Here is a 16,911-nt window from a genome sequence, read left to right on the forward strand (position 1 = left end):
AGGAAAGGGATTGGATACCTCCTTGGTATCCTGTTGCTGCTCCCCATGTGGGGTTGCAGCAGTAGCAGTCAGGTTCAAACGCCTCAAGTTCCCAAGCCGCAACCCGCTTCACTGGTATTGGCGACCCCCCTGCAGGTCTCTTACCAGAGCGAGTTGGCGTTGGCGCGACTCGGGCAGATGCTCAGTGAGATGGAATTGACCACCGAGCAACGGGCCGAACTGTTTTATGAGCGTGCTGTCGTGTTTGACCGGGTAGGCTTGCGCTCTCTGGCGCGGCTGGATTTCAACCGTGCCCTGCGGGAGAAGCCGGATTTCGCCGAAGCCTACAACTTCATCGGCGTCTATCTGGTGCAACAGCAGAATTATGACGAGGCCTACGAGGCATTTGATTCCGCCCTCGAGCTGGCTCCCGATTATGACTATGCCTATCTGAACCGTGGTATTGCGCTCTATTACGGCAATCGCCCCGAGCTGGCTGCGGCCGATATGAAGCGCTTCTACGAGGCGCAGCCGGAAGATCCCTACCGGGTGATCTGGCTCTATCTGGCCGAGCAGAAGCTCAATGCGCCGGCCGCCATGAGCCGGATGCGCGAGCGGCTCAACAAGTATGACGACGACGCCTGGAACTGGGATCTGGTGCGTCTCTATACCGGCGAACTCAACGCTACCCAGTTGATGGGCAACGTGGTGAAAGGGGTGAAGGACAACCGGGAGCTCGCCGAGCGCCTGTGTGAAACCTACTTCTACCTCGGCAAGTTCGAGCTGGCCAGGGGCAATCGCAAGGAGGCCATCAGCTACTTCAAGCTGGCGCTGGCCAACAACGTGTATGACTTCATCGAGCACAGATATGCCCTGCTCGAGCTGGAGCTGATGGCGCGCAAACCCCTGCCGCCCGGCGCCCAGAGTGCCCAGGGCAAGAGCAGCAAGCAGGCATCCTGAGCTTGCTGACTGTCACCGCTTTGAACGATATGGAAAAGGCCTCATAGCGAGGCCTTTTTGCTGTTTGGGTGTCAGGTTTTACGGCGCCATTGCATAGAGTGACCACCGTGCCCGCCCGCCAGTAAGGGCGCAATTACTGCGCCAGCATCATGCCGGGGATTTGGCGCCAGTAGCCGTTGCAGTCCCGCTCCTGCTGCAGGGGCAGGGGGGCCTGACCCCGTTCGTTGGCCTTGAAGCGATCCAGCATCGTCAGGGTATCCAACCCCTCGGGGGAGAGCCGTACCACATCCACCAAACCCTCCATGCCGGCCAGATCGTTGCCCAAGTTGTAGCAGTAACCGGACTGGGTCTGGATGCCGTTGAGGTTGAACACCTTCTGCCCCTCGCGACTGCTGGCGAGCCGGCCGGTGGGGTAGTCGATGCAGGCCAGTTCACAGTTGTCCTTGGGCCGATCGAGTGAACGGGCGGTGAAGCAGCGCGCCGAATAGGCGAGCGGCAGGTGGCCGTAGGCGAACACCTCCACCTCGAACTGCTGGCGGGCGCGGCCGAGATCCTGATTGAGCTGCACCAGCCAGTCGCGCGACAGCTCCACCGGCATCACCCAGCGCTGCATCCCCTGTTTGAGCAGCATGCGCAGCACGTCGGCGTTGTAGGCGTTGATGGCGGGACCGCAGACGAACGGCAACCCGGCCTCGCTGGCGAGCTGGACCGCGCCCAGATCGTTGGCCTCGATCATCAGCTCGCCGTTGTCGACCAGCCGTTTGACCTCCTTGAGCTCGGAGGGGGCGGAGATGAGAGCCAGGGTGGAGAGCACCGCCTGCTTGCCCGAGCTGGCCACCTGGCGGGCGAGGGCAATCCAGTCATCCGCTTTCAGTTCGCGGCGCTTGCTGCAGACGGTTTCCCCCAGATAGACGATGTCGGCCTGGCTTTGGGCGGCCGCCTGATAGAAGCCATGGGTGTCGGCCTTGGGCCAGTAGAAGAGCAGGGGGCCGAGAGAGAATTTCATGAACAGGGCTCCTTATTGCCACTGGCGATGATAGGCACCGAGGGTGGTCTGGCTCCCCTCGGAGACGCGGGCGAGCTGGGCATCCCACTCGGCCTTGACCTGATAGGCTTCGGGGTTGGCCTGATAGGCGTCGATGGCGGCGCGCCAGACCCGGGTCACCTGCTCCACGTAGGCGGGGCTGCGCTGGCGCCCCTCGATCTTGACCGACTGGATGCCGGTCTGGAACAGCTCGGGCAACAGGCCCAGGGTGTTGAGGCTGGTGGGCTCCTCCAGCGCGTGGTAGGTCTGACCGTCTACCTCGAAGCGCCCCTTGCACAGGGTTGGGTAGCCGGCGTTCTCCCCCGGGCCGTAACGGTCGATGAGCACTTCGTTGAGGCGAGACTCGAGGCCGCTTGGGGTCTCCTCCCAGCGCACGAACTTGGCCGGTGAACAGGCACCGACGGTGTTGGGGCTCTCGCCGGTCATGTAGGAGGAGAGGTAGCAGCGCCCCTCCGCCATGATGCAGAGGCTGCCGAAGGCGAAGACTTCGAGGCCGACGTCGGTCTCGCGGGCCAGCTGTTTCACCTGGTGCATGGAGAGCACGCGAGGCAGTACCACTCGTCCGACGTTGAAGTGCTGCTGGTAGAAGCGGATGGCGGCGGCGTTGGTGGCGCTGGCCTGCACCGAGACGTGCAGCTCCAGATCCGGGTAGCGGCGGCTGGCATAATCGAGCACGGCGAGATCGGCGATGATCAGGGCATCGGCACCCAGTGCGGCGCCCTTGTCCACCGCCTGCTGCCAGCGGGCATCGGAGCCCGGGTGGGCGAAGGTGTTGATGGCGATGTGCAGCTTGCGGCCATGTTGATGCACGTAGTCGACCGCTTTCTCCAGCTTGCTGTCGGTAAAGTTGAGCCCGGCGAAATGGCGGGCGTTGGTGTCATCCTTGAAGCCGATATAGACGGCATCGGCCCCGTTATCCACGGCTGTTTTCAGTGCCGGCAGACTGCCTGCCGGACAGAGTAATTCCATCGGTACGCTCCGAGAGGGCAAAAATGCAAAAAAGTGGCCCGATTGTATTCACCGGCGTCCTTCCACTTTTTGACCTGAGGCAGCTTTGTGTGGCTTTACCCTTCTTGAGGTAAGTGGGCACAAGTTTGATTTCCAACAGGATCATGGCGCTGACCCTGTGTTTGAATGCGCAAAAAACTGGGAGTTCATCGTGTTCAAACAACTGCAACATCGCCTGGTCGAACAGGCCCCCCGCTTCTTGCGCCATCCCCTCAAGCTGGTGCCCTTTGCCCTGCAACAGCATTTGATGGAGCGCCTGCTGGCCAGCGTCTTCAAGGAGGCCATCGCCGATGGCGACTTTGCATTTCTGGCCGGCAAGTGGCTCAAGGTCGAGGTATCGGATCTCGAGCTCTGCTGGTTCATCAGCGAGCAGGAGGGCAAGCTGGTGGTGGCCCGTCACTGTGAACAGGCCGATGTCTGCTTCAGCGGCAGCAGCAACGATCTCATCTTGATTGCCGGTCGCAAGGAAGACCCCGACTCCCTCTTCTTCCAGCGCAAGCTGAAGATTGAAGGAAATACTGAGCTGGGACTGGAGGTAAAAAACCTGATGGACAGCCTGGATCTGGACGGGTTGCCGAGCCTGGTGCGCTATCCGCTGATGGATCTCGCCAGCTTTATCGAGCAGGCCAGGGCCAGCTCAGCGCAAGAGGCGCATTCTGCGCCGGCGGGTGGGGTGGCGTCTCAGCTGTGAGGCTAGCCCCTCGGCATGATGGCGATAGTGGTTGCGGGCCCACAGGCAGCGCAGGGCCCAGAGGCAGGGCAGCAGCGCCAGCAGGGCACCGGCGCCTTGCTGGCGTGACAGCAGCAGCCCCAGCACCAGCCAGAGGAAAGGTTGGGCCTCGTAGAACCACTCCGGCTGCAGCCAGACCTTGTTTGGGAAGATGACCAGATCGGTGCGCCGATAGCTGGAGCGCATCATCCAGCTGGCGGCCCCAGCGACAAACAGCAGGCCCCCCGCCAGCCAGAGCAGCGGGGAGTGGCTGAGTGCGATGATACCGATGGCTGCCAGCAGATAGCAGGCCGGCAGCTTCTCATAAAGCCAGCGCGGGCACATGTGGTCTCCCCTCTTTCACCTTCCCATCCTCCAAGTTTAGCCCGCCCTTGTGCCCGCCTCATGCCGCTTTGTTCTACAAACCGGCGCGATAGTTGTGAAATGGAGCGCCATTTACGGTGCCAAAATAGCGATTGGCTATGTTACAATTGCGCGCCATTTTTGACTGAAGATTGACTGGGCATGTTGGATCAGATTCGTATCGTGTTGGTAAACACCTCTCACACCGGCAACATGGGGTCTGCGGCACGCGCCATGAAGACCATGGGCTTGAGTCAGATGGTGCTGGTTGATCCGCAAGCCCTGCCCGATGGCAATGCCAATGCATTGGCTGCCGGTGCCAGCGACATCCTGGCCAATGCCCGTGTCGTGGCGACGCTGGATGAAGCCATCGCCGATTGCGGCCTGGTGATCGGTACCAGTGCCCGTTCCCGCACCCTGAGCTGGCCCATGCTGGATCCCCGCGAAGCGGGCGAGAAGTTGGTGGCTGAAGGTATGCAGCATCCGGTGGCGCTGGTGTTTGGCCGTGAACGTACCGGCCTCACCAACGACGAGCTGCAAAAGTGCCACTACCACGTGGCCATCCCGGCCAATCCCGAGTACAGCTCCCTCAATCTGGCCATGGCGGTGCAGACCCTCTGTTATGAGGTGCGCATGCACTGGCTGCAGCAGCAAGAGCAAGCAGGCGACAGCGGGATGGCAGTGGAGTATCCCAGTGCCGATCAACTGGAAGGTTTTTATCAGCATCTGGAACAGACGCTGCTCAAGACCGGCTTCATCACCGATGACCACCCGGGGCAGGTGATGAACAAGTTGCGTCGCCTGTTCAACCGGGCACGTCCGGAGGCGGTGGAACTCAACATTCTGCGCGGCATTCTGACCTCGGTGCAAAAACCCAGGCCGCAGGATTAAACCCGACTGAATTACTCAACCATATACTTGACTGATTTAGTCGGGTATGTGACCATATGCCCATATTGATTGGTTCGCAAGACGGTAAGGCATATGAGACTGACCTCAAAAGGACGTTACGCTGTGACTGCCATGCTCGACGTGGCGTTGCATGCAGAGCAGGGGCCCGTGCCCCTGGCTGATATTTCAGAGCGCCAGGGCATCTCCTTGTCCTATCTGGAGCAACTGTTTGCCCGCCTGCGCAAGCATGGCCTGGTAAGCAGCGTGCGTGGCCCCGGTGGCGGCTATCGCCTCGGTCTGGCCCCGAATGCCATCTCGGTCGGTCAGGTGATCACCGCGGTGGATGAATCGGTGGATGCCACCAAGTGCCTCGGCAAGGGCGGCTGCCACGGCGGCACCCAGTGTCTTACTCACTCCTTGTGGCGTGACCTGAGCGAGCGGATCTCCAGCTTCCTGGGGGATATCACCCTGGCCGAGCTGGTTGATCAGGCGGATGTGCGCCGTATTGCCGGCAAGCAAGACGAACAGATGAAAACCGTGTTGTCCCTGGTTGATCGGGCAGAACGCGGCGATGTGAGCTTGAAAGTCCAACTATAAACAAACGTGCTTTCCACAGCCAGTCGATGTATGACCCAGGCTGTAACGGAGAAAAACATGAAACTGCCTATTTACCTTGATTATTCGGCAACCTGTCCGGTGGACCCGCGTGTCGCAGAAAAAATGATGCAGTGTCTCACCATGGATGGCCTGTTCGGCAATCCAGCTTCCCGTTCCCACCGTTTCGGCTGGCAAGCCGAAGAGGCGGTCGACCTGGCCCGTAATCAAGTGGCAGAGCTGATCGGTGCCGACCCGCGCGAGATCGTCTTCACCTCCGGCGCCACCGAGTCCAACAACCTGGCCATCAAGGGCGTCGCCCACTTCTACGCCGGCAAGGGCAAGCACATCGTTACCTCCAAGACCGAGCACAAGGCGGTACTGGATACCTGCCGCCAGCTGGAGCGCGAAGGCTATGAGGTAACCTACCTCGAACCGATGCCCAACGGCCTGTTCACTCTGGAGCAGATCGAAGGCGCCCTGCGCGATGACACCATTCTGGTCAGCATCATGCACGTCAACAACGAGATCGGCGTGGTGCAGAACATCGCCGCTATCGGCGAGCTGTGCCGCTCCCGCAAGATCCTGCTGCACGTGGATGCGGTACAGAGCGTGGGCAAGATCCCGGTCGACGTGGAAGCGCTCAAGGTTGACCTGCTCTCCATGTCCGCCCACAAGGTATACGGCCCGAAAGGCATTGGTGCCCTCTACGTGCGTCGCAAGCCCCGTGTGCGCCTGGAAGCCCAGATGCACGGTGGCGGCCACGAGCGCGGCATGCGTTCCGGCACCCTGCCGACTCACCAGATCGTCGGCATGGGCGAAGCCTTCCGCATCGCCAAAGAAGAGATGGCGAGCGAGGGTGAGCGCATCATGGCCCTGCGTCAGCGTCTGTGGGACGGCATCAAGGATATCGAAGAGGTCTACATCAACGGTGACCTGGAACAGCGTGTACCGGGCAACCTCAACGTCAGCTTCGCCTATGTGGAAGGGGAATCCCTGATCATGGCGCTCAAGGATCTGGCGGTCTCTTCCGGTTCTGCCTGTACCTCGGCCAGCCTGGAGCCCTCCTACGTGCTGCGCGCCCTGGGCCTGAACGACGAGCTGGCGCACAGCTCCATCCGTTTCAGCATGGGTCGCTTCACCACCGAAGAAGAGATTGATTACGCAATCAAGCTTATCCGTGACTCCATCGGTCGTCTGCGCGAGATGTCTCCCCTGTGGGAGATGTACAAGGACGGCGTCGATCTGAACACGGTCGAATGGGCTCATCACTGATCCTTGCCAAGAGAGCAAGTGTTTGGTGAACAACGGAATTAGCAGGAGTTAGATATGGCTTACAGTGAAAAAGTAATCGACCACTACGAGAACCCACGTAACGTAGGCGGCTTCGACAAGAACGATCCCAGCATCGCTACCGGCATGGTCGGTGCGCCGGCCTGTGGTGACGTGATGAAGCTGCAGCTGAAGATCAGCGACGACGGCATCATCGAAGATGCCAAGTTCAAGACCTATGGTTGTGGCTCCGCCATCGCCTCCAGCTCCTTGGTGACCGAGTGGGTCAAGGGCAAGACCCTGGACGAAGCAGCCGGCATCAAGAACACCGACATCGCCGAAGAGCTGGCGCTGCCGCCGGTGAAGATCCACTGCTCCATTCTGGCCGAGGATGCCATCAAGGCCGCCATCGCCGATTACAAGCAGAAGAAAGGTCTCTAAGGTCAGGAGCGCAGTATGGCCATTACCATGACAGATGCCGCAGCGGCACGGGTTTCTTCTTTTCTGGCCAACCGGGGCAAGGGCATCGGCCTGCGCCTCGGCGTCAAGACCACCGGCTGTTCCGGTCTTGCCTACGTGCTCGAATTTGTCGACGAGCTGGCGGATGAAGATCAGGTATTCGAGCAGGACGGCGTCAAGATCATCGTCGATGCCAAGAGCCTGATCCACCTGGATGGTACCCAGCTGGACTTCGTCAAGGAGGGCCTCAACGAGGGCTTCCAGTTCAACAACCCCAACGCCAAGGGTGAGTGTGGTTGCGGCGAAAGCTTCAGTGTCTGAGATGTTTGCTACACCTGATTGCGCATGTGTTGAACCGGCCGGCCACGGCCAGTTCAACCACGCCGTCCCGTTTGCCGAGGGCGAGCAGGACGGCGGTCGCATCAGGTTCTAAGAGGTCTGCATGAATCATTTCGAGCTGTTTGGGCTGGTGGAAGGCTTCGAGCTCGATACCCGTCAGTTGGCGGATACCTACCGTCAGTTGCAAACCCAGTTCCATCCCGATCGTTTTGCCACGGCTCCCGAGCGGGAACAGCTGGTCGCGGTGCAACGTGCCGCCCAGATCAACGATGCCTTCACTACCCTCAAGGCGCCCCTGCGCCGAGCCGAGTACCTGCTCTCCCTGCGTGGTACCGATATCCGCGGCGAGCAGCAGACGCTGCAAGATCCCGCTTTCCTGATGCAGCAACTGGAGTGGCGCGAGCGGCTGGCCGATCTGAAAGGCGAAGCCGACCCTGAGCGGGCCATCAAGGATTTTCGCCAGGAGATCAGGCATGATCACCAGCAGTTGATGCAGCAGCTGACCCTGAGCCTCGCCACCGGCGATGATCAGAAGGCCGCTGACTGCGTTCGCAAGCTCAAGTTTGTCGACAAGCTCCTCGAGGAGCTGGAACGATTCGAAGACTCCCTGTTCGAGTCTTGATCCTTTAACGCTGGAAGTTTGATTACCCATGGCATTACTGCAAATCGCCGAGCCCGGCCAGAGCGCCGCACCTCATCAGCACAAGCGTGCCGTCGGCATCGACCTTGGCACCACCAACTCGCTGGTCGCCGCCGTGCGCAGCGGTCAGGCCGACACCCTCTGTGACGAGCAGGGGCGTGATCTGCTGCCCTCCGTCGTGCATTACCAGGCCGATACCATCCGGGTCGGCTTCGATGCCAAGCGCGAGGCAGCCCTCGACCCGCACAACACCATCGTCTCCGCCAAGCGGATGATGGGCAAGGCGCTGGCCGACATCGATACCCGCCAGCAGCCCTACGAATTCGTGGCGGCCGACAACGGTATGCCGCAGCTGCAGACCCGTCAGGGGTTGGTCAACCCGGTGCAGGTCTCGGCCGAGATCCTCAAAAAACTGGCCGAGCGGGGCGCCGCCGCCCTGGGTGGCGATCTCGACGGCGTGGTGATCACAGTGCCCGCCTATTTCGACGACGCCCAGCGCCAGGGCACCAAGGATGCGGCCAGACTGGCCGGTCTGCACGTGCTGCGTCTGCTCAATGAACCGACCGCCGCCGCCATCGCCTATGGCCTCGACTCCGGTCAGGAAGGGGTGATCGCCGTCTATGACCTGGGTGGCGGTACCTTCGACATCTCCATTCTGCGTTTGCATCGCGGGGTGTTTGAGGTGATGGCCACTGGCGGCGACTCGGCCCTCGGTGGCGATGATTTCGACCACCTGCTGGCGGACTGGCTGAAAGAGCAAGCCGGGTTGTCCGGTCAGCTCGATGCCCGTACCCAGCGCGAGTTGCTGGACGCCGCCGCCGCCGTCAAACACGGTCTCACCGATGCCGATGCCGTTGCCTGCGCCTTTGCCGGCTGGCAGGGCACCGTCACCCGCAGCCAGTTTGACCAGCTGATCCAGCCGCTGGTCAAGCGCACCCTGCTGGCCTGTCGCCGCGCCCTGCGCGATGCGGGTCTCGAACAGGAAGATGTGCTGGAAGTGGTGATGGTCGGCGGCTCCACCCGGGTGCCGCTGGTGCGCGAGCTGGTGGGGGAGTTCTTCCAACGTACGCCACTGACCAGCATCGACCCCGACAAGGTGGTGGCCATCGGTGCCGCCATCCAGGCCGACATCCTGGTGGGCAACAAGCCCGATGCCGAGATGCTGCTGCTGGACGTCATTCCGCTCTCCTTAGGGTTAGAAACCATGGGGGGCCTCGCCGAGAAGGTGATCCCGCGCAACACCACCATTCCGGTGGCCCGCGCTCAGGAGTTCACCACCTTCAAGGATGGCCAGACTGCGATGGCGATCCACGTGGTGCAGGGCGAGCGCGAGCTGGTGGCGGATTGCCGATCCTTGGCCCGCTTCACCCTGACCGGCATTCCGCCCATGGCGGCGGGGGCGGCCCACATTCGCGTCACCTTCCAGGTGGATGCGGACGGTCTGCTGTCGGTCAGCGCCATGGAGAAATCCTCCGGCGTGCAGGCCGAGATCCAGGTCAAGCCCTCCTACGGATTGGGTGAGGATGACATCCTCAACATGCTGAGCGCCTCCATCGCCAATGCCCAGCAGGACATGGACGCCCGCATGCTGGCGGAGCAGCAGGTCGAGGCCGACCGGGTGGTCGAGAGCCTCAACGCCGCGCTGGCCGCCGATGGCGAAGCGCTGTTGAGCGCCGCCGAGCGGGCCGAGCTGGATGCTGCCATCGCCCATCTGCTGACCATGCGCAGCACGGGTACCACCAACCAGATCAAAGAGGCCATCGAGGCGGCGGACGCTGCCAGTGGCGAATTTGCAGCCCGCCGGATGGATGCCTCCATCCGCAAGGTGCTGACCGGACAAAACGTCAACAAGGTGTAATATGCCAAAACTGATTATTCTGCCCCATCCCGAGCTCTGTCCGGACGGCGCGGCCCTCGAAGGCGCGACCGGTGAAACCATTCTGGACATCGCGCTGCGCAACGGCATCGAGATCGAGCACGCCTGCGAGAAGTCCTGCGCCTGCACCACCTGCCACTGTGTGGTGCGGGAAGGGTTCGACTCCCTCGAGCCGAGCGACGAGCTGGAAGATGACATGCTGGACAAGGCGTGGGGACTGGAGCCTGAATCCCGTCTCAGCTGCCAGGCCAGACTGGCGGACGAGGATCTGGTGGTGGAACTGCCCAAGTACACCCTGAATCTGGCGTCTGAGCGCCACTGATGACCTCTTAATTACACATGAGTGAATTGCGCGTGCAGCATCTCGTGGTGCAGTAATGATATGGTGAAGGCCGTGACCCTTGAGGGCGCGGCCTTTTTTGTGCCCGCGATCTCCCTATTCGTTGATGAAAGTGCCAATAAAAAGGAAGCAAGAGAACATGGCTGACATGATGAACGTACGGTTGTCTTCCCAGGCTGCCGCTGCCCACTGGGGCGAGGGTGCCCTGCTCAGTTTCAACGGCGACGAAGCCCATCTCCATCTGGGCCGCGGCGGCCAGGAGAAGGAGGCGCTGCGCGCCATCCAGCGTGGGGCCAGACGCCTCGAGTCGAGCGGCATCAAGCGCGTCAAGCTGGTGGGTGAGGGCTGGGATCGGGAGCGTCGCTACGCCTTCGCCCAGGGCTTTTACGCTGCCAAGGGCGTGCGCGAGCTCGACTTTGGTGAGCAGTCAGCGCAGGAGGCTCGTGAGCTGGAAGCCCTGCTCAAGGCGGCTCGCTGGGTGCGCGAGGTGACCAACGGCTGCCCGCAGGAGATCTATCCCATGAGCCTGGCGGAGTCCGCCCTGCTGCTCATTCGCAGCCTCGCCGGTGACAAGGTGACCGCCCGCATTACCGCCGGGGAGGCACTGCAGGAGGCCGGTCACATCGGGATCTGGTCGGTGGGCCGTGGCAGCGAGCGCGAGCCCGTGCTGCTCGAGCTCGACTACAACCCGACCGGGGATGCCAACGCTCCCGTGCTGGCGGCCCTGGTGGGCAAGGGGATCACCTTCGATTCCGGTGGCTACTCCATGAAGTCCTCCGACAACATGCTGCCGATGAAATCCGACATGGGTGGCGCCGCCATGGTGACCGGCGCGCTGGCGCTGGCCATCAGCCGCGGCCTCGACAAACGGGTCAAGCTGATCCTCTGCTGCGCCGAGAACCTGGTCTCCGGCCACGCCTTCAAGCTCGGCGACATCCTCACCTATCGCAACGGCATCTCGGTCGAGATCCAGAACACCGACGCGGAAGGCCGTCTGGTGCTGGCCGATGGCCTGCTGGCCGCCAGCGAAAGCGGGGCAGCCTATATCCTCGACGCCGCTACCCTGACCGGCGCCGCCAAGACTGCGCTGGGTCGCGACTACAACGCCGTGTTCGCCCTTGATGAGGTCGAGCAGGTGCGTGCGCTGGCGGCCGCCAAAGCCGAAAACGAGCAGGCCTGGGCGCTGCCGCTGGAGCCCTGGCACGCGGGCCAGCTCACCTCTGCCTTTGCCGAGCTGGGCAACGTGGCATCCGCCGAAGGGACCGCCGGCGCCACCACGGCAGCCGCCTTCTTGTCGCGCTTCGTGCGTGATGAAGGCAAGGGCTGGGTACACCTGGACTTGGCCGCCTCCTATCAAAAATCGGGTAACGATCTGTGGGCGACCGGTGCCAAGGGCCACGGTCTGCGCACGATTGCCCGCTGGTTGCAGGAGGTGGGCGCATGAACGTCTGGTTGAGCCGAGAATTTGCGCCGGCCGAGTGGGGGGAGGGGGCGCTGCTCTCTCACCGCGCCGATGGCATGGTGATCCATCTGGTGACCGCCACCCCCTTGCTGGACATCCAGCAGGCGGCGCGGCGCCTGTGCAGCCAGGGGATCCAGAAGGTGGTGCTGGCCGGTCACTGGGAGCGCGAGCAGCAATGGGCCTTTGCCCAGGGGCTGCAGACACCCAAGGCGGAAGTGGCGCTGCAGTGGGCCACCTCGTCCGAGGAGGACAGGGAGGAGCTGGAAGCGCGCTGGCTGTGCGGGCGCTGGGTGCGAGAGATGACCAATGCCACCCCCGAGCAGCTGGGACCGCTGGAGCTGGCGGTCGAAGCTGCCGCCTTCCTCACCGAGCTGGCCCCCGACAAGATCAGCCATCGCATCCTCAAAGGGGAGGCGCTGCAACAGGCGGGCTGGGTCGGTCTCTACCAGGTCGGTCGTGGCAGCGAGCGCGAGCCCGTGATGCTGGAGCTGGACTTCAATCCAGGTCGGGATCCCAAGGCCCCGGTGGCCGCGGCCCTGGTGGGCAAGGGGATCACCTTTGACTCCGGCGGCTACTCCATGAAGACCTCCCAGGGCATGCTCACCATGAAGCACGACATGGGGGGCGCCGCCATCGTCACCGGCGCGCTGGCGCTGGCCATCCTGCGCGGCCTCGACAAGCGGGTGAAGCTTATCCTCTGCTGCGCCGAGAACCTGGTCTCGGGTCACGCCTACAAGCTGGGTGACATCCTCACCTACAAGAACGGTACCACGGTGGAGATAGTCAACACCGACGCCGAGGGGCGCCTGGTGCTGGCCGACGGTCTGCAACTGGCCGGCGAATCCGGCGCGCCGCTGGTCATCGACGCCGCCACCCTGACCGGGGCGGCTGTGATGGCGCTGGGTGGACGCTACAATGCGCTGTTTGGCCTCGACAAGGGGCTGGTGAGCCGCGCCATGGCCTATGCGGATGCCGAGCAGGAGCCTGCCTGGCCGCTGCCGCTGGAGCCCTGGCACAGCCAGCAGTGTCCGTCCCACTATGCTGACACTGCCAACAGCCGCCCCGTGCCGGGCGGTGGCCCGGGCGGCGCCTCCAATGCGGCCGGATTCCTCTCCCGCTTCGTGGGCAACGAAGGGCGAGGCTGGTTGCACGTGGATCTCGCTGCCTGCTTCAGCGACAACGGCGACAATCTGTGGGCTCCGGGGGCCAATACCCTGGGGATGCGCACCATCGCCCACACCCTGCTGGCGGAAACCCGCTGAGAGAACCACATCAAGGGCACCTGCGGGTGCCCTTTCCCATATTGCAGAAGATGGGCAATAGCCAATGTTTCAGGGGGTTAGCATGGTGATCGTGCGCAAGCGCACATTTTTTCCTGCCGGCCTGGGCCAAGATGAGTGGTGATGTTGTTTTAGGGATGGAATTGTTTAATAAAAAGTTGCTTTTCTGTGTGTTATTTCGGTTTTTGTTTACGTATAATCGCCGCCGAACATGGATTCTAACAATAAATCTCTGTAGTTAAGGAAAGATCTCAATGGCCATCGAACGTACCTTCTCCATCATCAAGCCGGACGCCGTCAGCAAGAACCTGATCGGTGCCATCTACAACCGTTTCGAGAGCGCTGGCCTGAAAGTCATCGCCGCCAAGATGCTGCACATGAGCAGCGAACAAGCCGCCGGTTTCTACGCCGAGCACCAGGGCAAGCCTTTCTATGACGGTCTGGTCAGCTTCATGACCTCCGGCCCCGTCATGATCCAGGTGCTGGAAGGCGAAGAAGCCATCCGTCGTCACCGTGAAATCATGGGCGCCACCAACCCGAAAGAGGCCCTGGCCGGCACCCTGCGCGCCTGCTACGCCGAGAGCATCGATCGCAACGCCGTGCACGGCTCCGATGCGCCGGCCTCTGCCGCTCGTGAAATCGCCTACTTCTTCTCTGACGCCGAGATCTGCCCGCGCGGTTGATTTTCGTCAGCAGAATCTCAAGGGAGCCTCGGCTCCCTTTTGTTTTTTGGTCATTCGGTCAATATCCCCTTATTCTCCAGGTGGAAAGCCGGACCCATAATTTGTACAATGCCGCCCCCTGACGTAGGTCAGCCGATAATTTATGAAGTGTGTGAGCTGAGGCCCTTGATGAGCGAAACAAAAACCAACCTGCTGGATCTCGATCGGGATGCCATGCGTGCCTTCTTCGTCGAACTGGGCGAGAAGCCGTTCCGGGCAGATCAGGTAATGAAGTGGATTTATCACTTTGGTTGTGATGATTTCGATCAGATGAACAACGTCAACAAGGTGCTGCGCGAGCGTCTCAAGGAGATCGCCGAGATCCGGGCGCCGGAAGTGAGCCGAGAACAGCGCTCCTCCGACGGTACCATCAAGTGGGCGCTGCAGGTCGGCGGCCAGGAGGTGGAGACCGTCTACATCCCCGAGGACGATCGGGCGACCCTGTGTGTCTCCTCCCAGGTGGGCTGCGCCCTGGAGTGCAAGTTCTGCTCCACCGCCCAGCAGGGCTTCAACCGCAACCTGAAAGTCTCCGAGATCATCGGTCAGGTGTGGCGCGCCGCCAAGATCGTCGGCGGCAAGCGTCCCATCACCAACGTGGTGATGATGGGCATGGGCGAGCCGCTGCTCAACCTCGCCAACGTGGTGCCGGCCATGCGCCTGATGATGGATGACTACGGCTACGGCATCTCCAAGCGCCGGGTCACCATCTCCACCTCCGGCGTGGTGCCGGCGCTGGACATGCTGGGCGACCAGATCGACGTGGCGCTGGCCATCTCCCTGCACGCTCCCAACGACAAACTGCGCTCCGAGATCATGCCGATCAACGACAAGTACAACATCGAAGCCTTCCTGGCCGGTGTGCGTCGCTACCTCGGCAAGTCCAACGCCAACGGCGGCCGGGTCACGGTGGAGTATGTGCTGCTCGATCACATCAATGACGACATGCAGCATGCCCACGAACTGGCCAAGGTGCTCAAGGACACCCCGAGCAAGATCAACCTGATCCCGTTCAACCCCTTCCCGGGCAACCCTTACGGCAAGCCGAGCAACAGTCGCATTGACCGTTTCTCCAAGGTTCTGATGGAGTACGGCTTCACCGTCATTGTCCGCAAGACCCGTGGTGACGACATCGATGCGGCCTGCGGTCAGCTGGTGGGGGAGGTGATCGATCGCACCAAGCGCACCATGAAAAATCGGATGCAACAGGATGGGATTTCCGTCAAAATGGTTTAACTTGCTAAGCCATTGTATAGTCAGGGAATGGATACACGTACATTGATCGTAGTGGCAGCGCTCTGTGCGCTGCCAGGCTGTGTTACCGAGACCACTTACGCTGGCCAGAATTCCACCCAGCGTGAGGTCGGTCCCGACCTCAAGGCGGCAGCCCAGACCCGTCTGGATTTGGGCATCCAGTATCTGCAGCAGGGCAACGCCGAGCAGGCCAAGTTCAACCTTGATCGCGCCCTCCAGTACGACGCCGCCAATCCTCAGGTTTACATCGGTTTTGCCTACTTCTACCAGCAGGTGCAAGATTACAAGGCAGCCGAAGCCAGTTACCAGAAAGCCCTTGCCGTGGATCCGTCCAATGCTGACGCGATGAACAACTATGGCGCCTTCCTTTGCAATCGCGGTCGTTTCGACGAGGCTGAGAAAGCCTTCCTGCAGGCCGTCAGCCAGCCGAACTACATCAAGATCGCCGATACCTATGAAAACGCGGCACTTTGCGCCGCGCAAAATCGCAGAAATGATAAAGCAAGCGAGTACTATCGCTTGGCCTTGGGGTATAATCCCCGCAATCCAAGGTTATTGCTGGACATGGCGGAGCTTTCCATGAAAGATGGCAAGCTGCCTGATGTGCAGGCCTATCTCGCCCGTTTTGCCGATGTATCGGACGAGAACGAGAACAGTCTCTGGTTGAGATTGCGGCTGGCGCAGGCCATGGACAAACCGGCACTACTTCACCAATTCGGGACTGAGCTGGTAAGGCAATATCCCACTTCGCAACAAGCCAAGCGTTACTTAGCCAATGACTACTGAACAGCCACACGATTTCCAAGACGACTCCCAGGCAGTTGGCCCAGGCCAGCTGCTGCGCAACGCCCGTGAACAGCTCGGCTGGACGCGAGAACAGGTTGCGTCCCGCATTCACCTTCGTCTGACCCTGATTGCCGCGATTGAATCGGATACGTATGACAAACATACCTCCCATACCTTCATCCGCGGCTATCTGCGTACCTATGCCAAGCTGGTCGGTATTCCGGAAGAGACCATCCTCGCCGCTTATGACAAGCTGGGCCTGACACCGCCCGACAACATCGACATGCAGAGCTTCTCTCGTCGCTCCCGTCAGCAGGCCAACGACAGCCGCCTCAAGGTTGTCACCTGGCTGGTGATCCTGGTGCTGATCGCCCTCTCCGTCGTCTGGTGGTGGCAGAGCACGGCGCGTCGCTCCGCCGGTGACGAGGCCCTGGCCGCGACCGAAATGGGCGCAGCCCGCAACCCCAATACGCCGAGCGCCACTCCGGCCGTCGATGTTGCCGAGCCGGTACTGGCTCCTGCCGCTTCCGCCGCCGCAGACGCTGCCGTAACCCCGGTGGTGAGCGATGCCGCTGCGACCACTCTGCCGGCGGATGCCAGCAGCGCCGTGGCGACCACCACTGCCGAGACGTCTGCCGCTGCCGCCACGCAACCGGCTGACGACACCGCCGCGAGCGAGCCTGCCAAGGTGCCCCAGCTCAAGATGAGCTTCACCGCCGACTGCTGGCTGGACGTCAAGGATGCCAATGGCAAGACCCTGTTCAGCGGCCTCAAGAAGGCCAATGACGAACTGGTACTGGAAGGACCCGAGCCGCTCAAATTCATCATTGGTGCGCCCATGGCCATCAATATCGAATACAAGGGCAAGTCCATCGACATGAGCCGTTACAACAACGGCCGGACTGCTCGCCTCTCACTGCCGCAGGAGTAATCTG

Annotated in this window: 19 protein-coding genes; 16 read left to right on the forward strand and 3 right to left on the reverse strand. The window is 61.6% G+C overall.

The features are described from left to right. Nucleotides 1-33 precede the first annotated feature (33 nt). A complete protein-coding gene (nlpI, locus tag I6L38_RS05760; protein ID WP_017765919.1) occupies nt 34-939 on the forward strand; it encodes a lipoprotein NlpI in 906 nt (301 codons plus the stop codon). 133 nt (nt 940-1,072) lie between these two features. Here nlpI and I6L38_RS05765 read toward each other — a convergent pair whose 3' ends face one another. Both I6L38_RS05765 and I6L38_RS05770 read right to left on the reverse strand, forming a co-directional pair. Then, entirely contained in the window at nt 1,073-1,945 is an 873-nt protein-coding gene (locus I6L38_RS05765) for a U32 family peptidase (protein ID WP_043170951.1), read from the reverse strand. A 12-nt stretch (nt 1,946-1,957) separates the two neighbouring features. Then, on the reverse strand, nt 1,958-2,953 hold the full coding sequence (locus I6L38_RS05770; protein ID WP_024941370.1) for a peptidase U32 family protein: 996 nt from the start codon (nt 2,951-2,953) through the stop codon (nt 1,958-1,960). A 190-nt stretch (nt 2,954-3,143) separates the two neighbouring features. Between I6L38_RS05770 and I6L38_RS05775 the strand changes: the two genes are divergently transcribed. After that, entirely contained in the window at nt 3,144-3,683 is a 540-nt protein-coding gene (locus tag I6L38_RS05775; protein WP_024941371.1) for an SCP2 domain-containing protein, read from the forward strand. On the opposite strand, the gene I6L38_RS05780 is transcribed toward I6L38_RS05775, so the two are convergent. Further along, nucleotides 3,630-4,046 (reverse strand): hypothetical protein, encoded by a 417-nt coding sequence (locus I6L38_RS05780; protein ID WP_017787219.1) that lies wholly within the window; start codon nt 4,044-4,046, stop codon nt 3,630-3,632. The two genes, I6L38_RS05775 and I6L38_RS05780, sit on opposite strands and share 54 nt — an antisense overlap. 180 nt (nt 4,047-4,226) lie before the next feature. Here I6L38_RS05780 and trmJ point away from each other — a divergent pair, with 180 nt between their 5' ends. The 14 genes from trmJ to rodZ all read left to right on the forward strand — a co-directional run bounded on the left by trmJ (nt 4,227) and on the right by rodZ (nt 16,907). Next, a complete protein-coding gene (gene trmJ / locus I6L38_RS05785; RefSeq protein ID WP_017765915.1) occupies nt 4,227-4,955 on the forward strand; it encodes a tRNA (cytosine(32)/uridine(32)-2'-O)-methyltransferase TrmJ in 729 nt (242 codons plus the stop codon). A gap of 93 nt (nt 4,956-5,048) precedes the next feature. Beyond that, nucleotides 5,049-5,552 (forward strand): Fe-S cluster assembly transcriptional regulator IscR, encoded by a 504-nt coding sequence (gene iscR, locus I6L38_RS05790; protein WP_011705634.1) that lies wholly within the window; start codon nt 5,049-5,051, stop codon nt 5,550-5,552. A gap of 57 nt (nt 5,553-5,609) precedes the next feature. Further along, on the forward strand, nt 5,610-6,824 hold the full coding sequence (locus I6L38_RS05795) for an IscS subfamily cysteine desulfurase (protein WP_017781684.1): 1,215 nt from the start codon (nt 5,610-5,612) through the stop codon (nt 6,822-6,824). A 54-nt stretch (nt 6,825-6,878) separates the two neighbouring features. Then, nucleotides 6,879-7,262 carry a Fe-S cluster assembly scaffold IscU gene (iscU, locus tag I6L38_RS05800; protein WP_005299770.1) on the forward strand — a complete coding sequence of 128 codons (384 nt, stop codon included), beginning with the start codon at nt 6,879-6,881 and terminating at the stop codon, nt 7,260-7,262. A gap of 15 nt (nt 7,263-7,277) precedes the next feature. After that, nucleotides 7,278-7,601, forward strand: a complete 324-nt coding sequence (gene iscA / locus I6L38_RS05805) for an iron-sulfur cluster assembly protein IscA (RefSeq protein WP_005299772.1) — start codon at nt 7,278-7,280, stop codon at nt 7,599-7,601. 121 nt (nt 7,602-7,722) lie between these two features. Continuing rightward, nucleotides 7,723-8,241, forward strand: coding sequence for a co-chaperone HscB (gene hscB / locus I6L38_RS05810; protein WP_024941372.1), 519 nt, complete (start codon nt 7,723-7,725; stop codon nt 8,239-8,241). Between the two features lie 28 nt (nt 8,242-8,269). Continuing rightward, the gene (gene hscA, locus I6L38_RS05815; RefSeq protein ID WP_024941373.1) at nt 8,270-10,117 is read left to right on the forward strand and encodes a Fe-S protein assembly chaperone HscA; all 1,848 of its coding nucleotides are present in this window, start codon (nt 8,270-8,272) and stop codon (nt 10,115-10,117) included. 1 nt (nt 10,118) lies between these two features. Beyond that, a complete protein-coding gene (fdx, locus tag I6L38_RS05820; protein ID WP_005299781.1) occupies nt 10,119-10,457 on the forward strand; it encodes an ISC system 2Fe-2S type ferredoxin in 339 nt (112 codons plus the stop codon). Between the two features lie 157 nt (nt 10,458-10,614). After that, complete coding sequence (gene pepB / locus I6L38_RS05825; RefSeq protein WP_024941374.1) at nt 10,615-11,919, forward strand: aminopeptidase PepB; 1,305 nt, start codon at nt 10,615-10,617, stop codon at nt 11,917-11,919. After that, entirely contained in the window at nt 11,916-13,199 is a 1,284-nt protein-coding gene (pepB, locus tag I6L38_RS05830) for an aminopeptidase PepB (RefSeq protein ID WP_024941375.1), read from the forward strand. Before pepB (I6L38_RS05825) ends, pepB (I6L38_RS05830) begins: the two co-directional genes overlap by 4 nt. A gap of 272 nt (nt 13,200-13,471) precedes the next feature. Continuing rightward, nucleotides 13,472-13,900, forward strand: coding sequence for a nucleoside-diphosphate kinase (ndk, locus tag I6L38_RS05835; protein WP_005299787.1), 429 nt, complete (start codon nt 13,472-13,474; stop codon nt 13,898-13,900). A gap of 168 nt (nt 13,901-14,068) precedes the next feature. After that, nucleotides 14,069-15,172: a bifunctional tRNA (adenosine(37)-C2)-methyltransferase TrmG/ribosomal RNA large subunit methyltransferase RlmN gene (locus tag I6L38_RS05840; RefSeq protein ID WP_005299790.1), complete on the forward strand. Its 1,104-nt coding sequence runs from the start codon at nt 14,069-14,071 to the stop codon at nt 15,170-15,172. A gap of 12 nt (nt 15,173-15,184) precedes the next feature. After that, the gene (gene tapF, locus I6L38_RS05845; RefSeq protein WP_017765910.1) at nt 15,185-15,976 is read left to right on the forward strand and encodes a PilW family type IVa pilus biogenesis/stability lipoprotein TapF; all 792 of its coding nucleotides are present in this window, start codon (nt 15,185-15,187) and stop codon (nt 15,974-15,976) included. Further along, entirely contained in the window at nt 15,966-16,907 is a 942-nt protein-coding gene (gene rodZ, locus I6L38_RS05850) for a cytoskeleton protein RodZ (protein ID WP_201881756.1), read from the forward strand. Before tapF ends, rodZ begins: the two co-directional genes overlap by 11 nt. The last annotated feature ends 4 nt before the right edge of the window (nt 16,908-16,911 follow it).

It is taken from the genome of Aeromonas sp. FDAARGOS 1408, from assembly GCF_019048665.1.
Lineage (GTDB): Bacteria > Pseudomonadota > Gammaproteobacteria > Enterobacterales > Aeromonadaceae > Aeromonas > Aeromonas dhakensis.

Bases quoted from the DNA above. Each gene is read 5' to 3' on its own strand.
- I6L38_RS05765 (WP_043170951.1), bottom strand. From the start codon at position 1,945: ATGAAATTCTCTCTCGGCCCCCTGCTCTTCTACTGGCCCAAGGCCGAC.
- I6L38_RS05770 (WP_024941370.1), bottom strand. From the start codon at position 2,953: ATGGAATTACTCTGTCCGGCAGGCAGTCTGCCGGCACTGAAAACAGCC.
- I6L38_RS05780 (WP_017787219.1), bottom strand. From the start codon at position 4,046: ATGTGCCCGCGCTGGCTTTATGAGAAGCTGCCGGCCTGCTATCTGCTG.
- trmJ (WP_017765915.1), top strand. From the start codon at position 4,227: ATGTTGGATCAGATTCGTATCGTGTTGGTAAACACCTCTCACACCGGC.
- iscR (WP_011705634.1), top strand. From the start codon at position 5,049: ATGAGACTGACCTCAAAAGGACGTTACGCTGTGACTGCCATGCTCGAC.
- I6L38_RS05795 (WP_017781684.1), top strand. From the start codon at position 5,610: ATGAAACTGCCTATTTACCTTGATTATTCGGCAACCTGTCCGGTGGAC.
- iscU (WP_005299770.1), top strand. From the start codon at position 6,879: ATGGCTTACAGTGAAAAAGTAATCGACCACTACGAGAACCCACGTAAC.
- iscA (WP_005299772.1), top strand. From the start codon at position 7,278: ATGGCCATTACCATGACAGATGCCGCAGCGGCACGGGTTTCTTCTTTT.
- hscB (WP_024941372.1), top strand. From the start codon at position 7,723: ATGAATCATTTCGAGCTGTTTGGGCTGGTGGAAGGCTTCGAGCTCGAT.
- hscA (WP_024941373.1), top strand. From the start codon at position 8,270: ATGGCATTACTGCAAATCGCCGAGCCCGGCCAGAGCGCCGCACCTCAT.
- fdx (WP_005299781.1), top strand. From the start codon at position 10,119: ATGCCAAAACTGATTATTCTGCCCCATCCCGAGCTCTGTCCGGACGGC.
- pepB (WP_024941374.1), top strand. From the start codon at position 10,615: ATGGCTGACATGATGAACGTACGGTTGTCTTCCCAGGCTGCCGCTGCC.
- pepB (WP_024941375.1), top strand. From the start codon at position 11,916: ATGAACGTCTGGTTGAGCCGAGAATTTGCGCCGGCCGAGTGGGGGGAG.
- ndk (WP_005299787.1), top strand. From the start codon at position 13,472: ATGGCCATCGAACGTACCTTCTCCATCATCAAGCCGGACGCCGTCAGC.
- I6L38_RS05840 (WP_005299790.1), top strand. From the start codon at position 14,069: ATGAGCGAAACAAAAACCAACCTGCTGGATCTCGATCGGGATGCCATG.
- rodZ (WP_201881756.1), top strand. From the start codon at position 15,966: ATGACTACTGAACAGCCACACGATTTCCAAGACGACTCCCAGGCAGTT.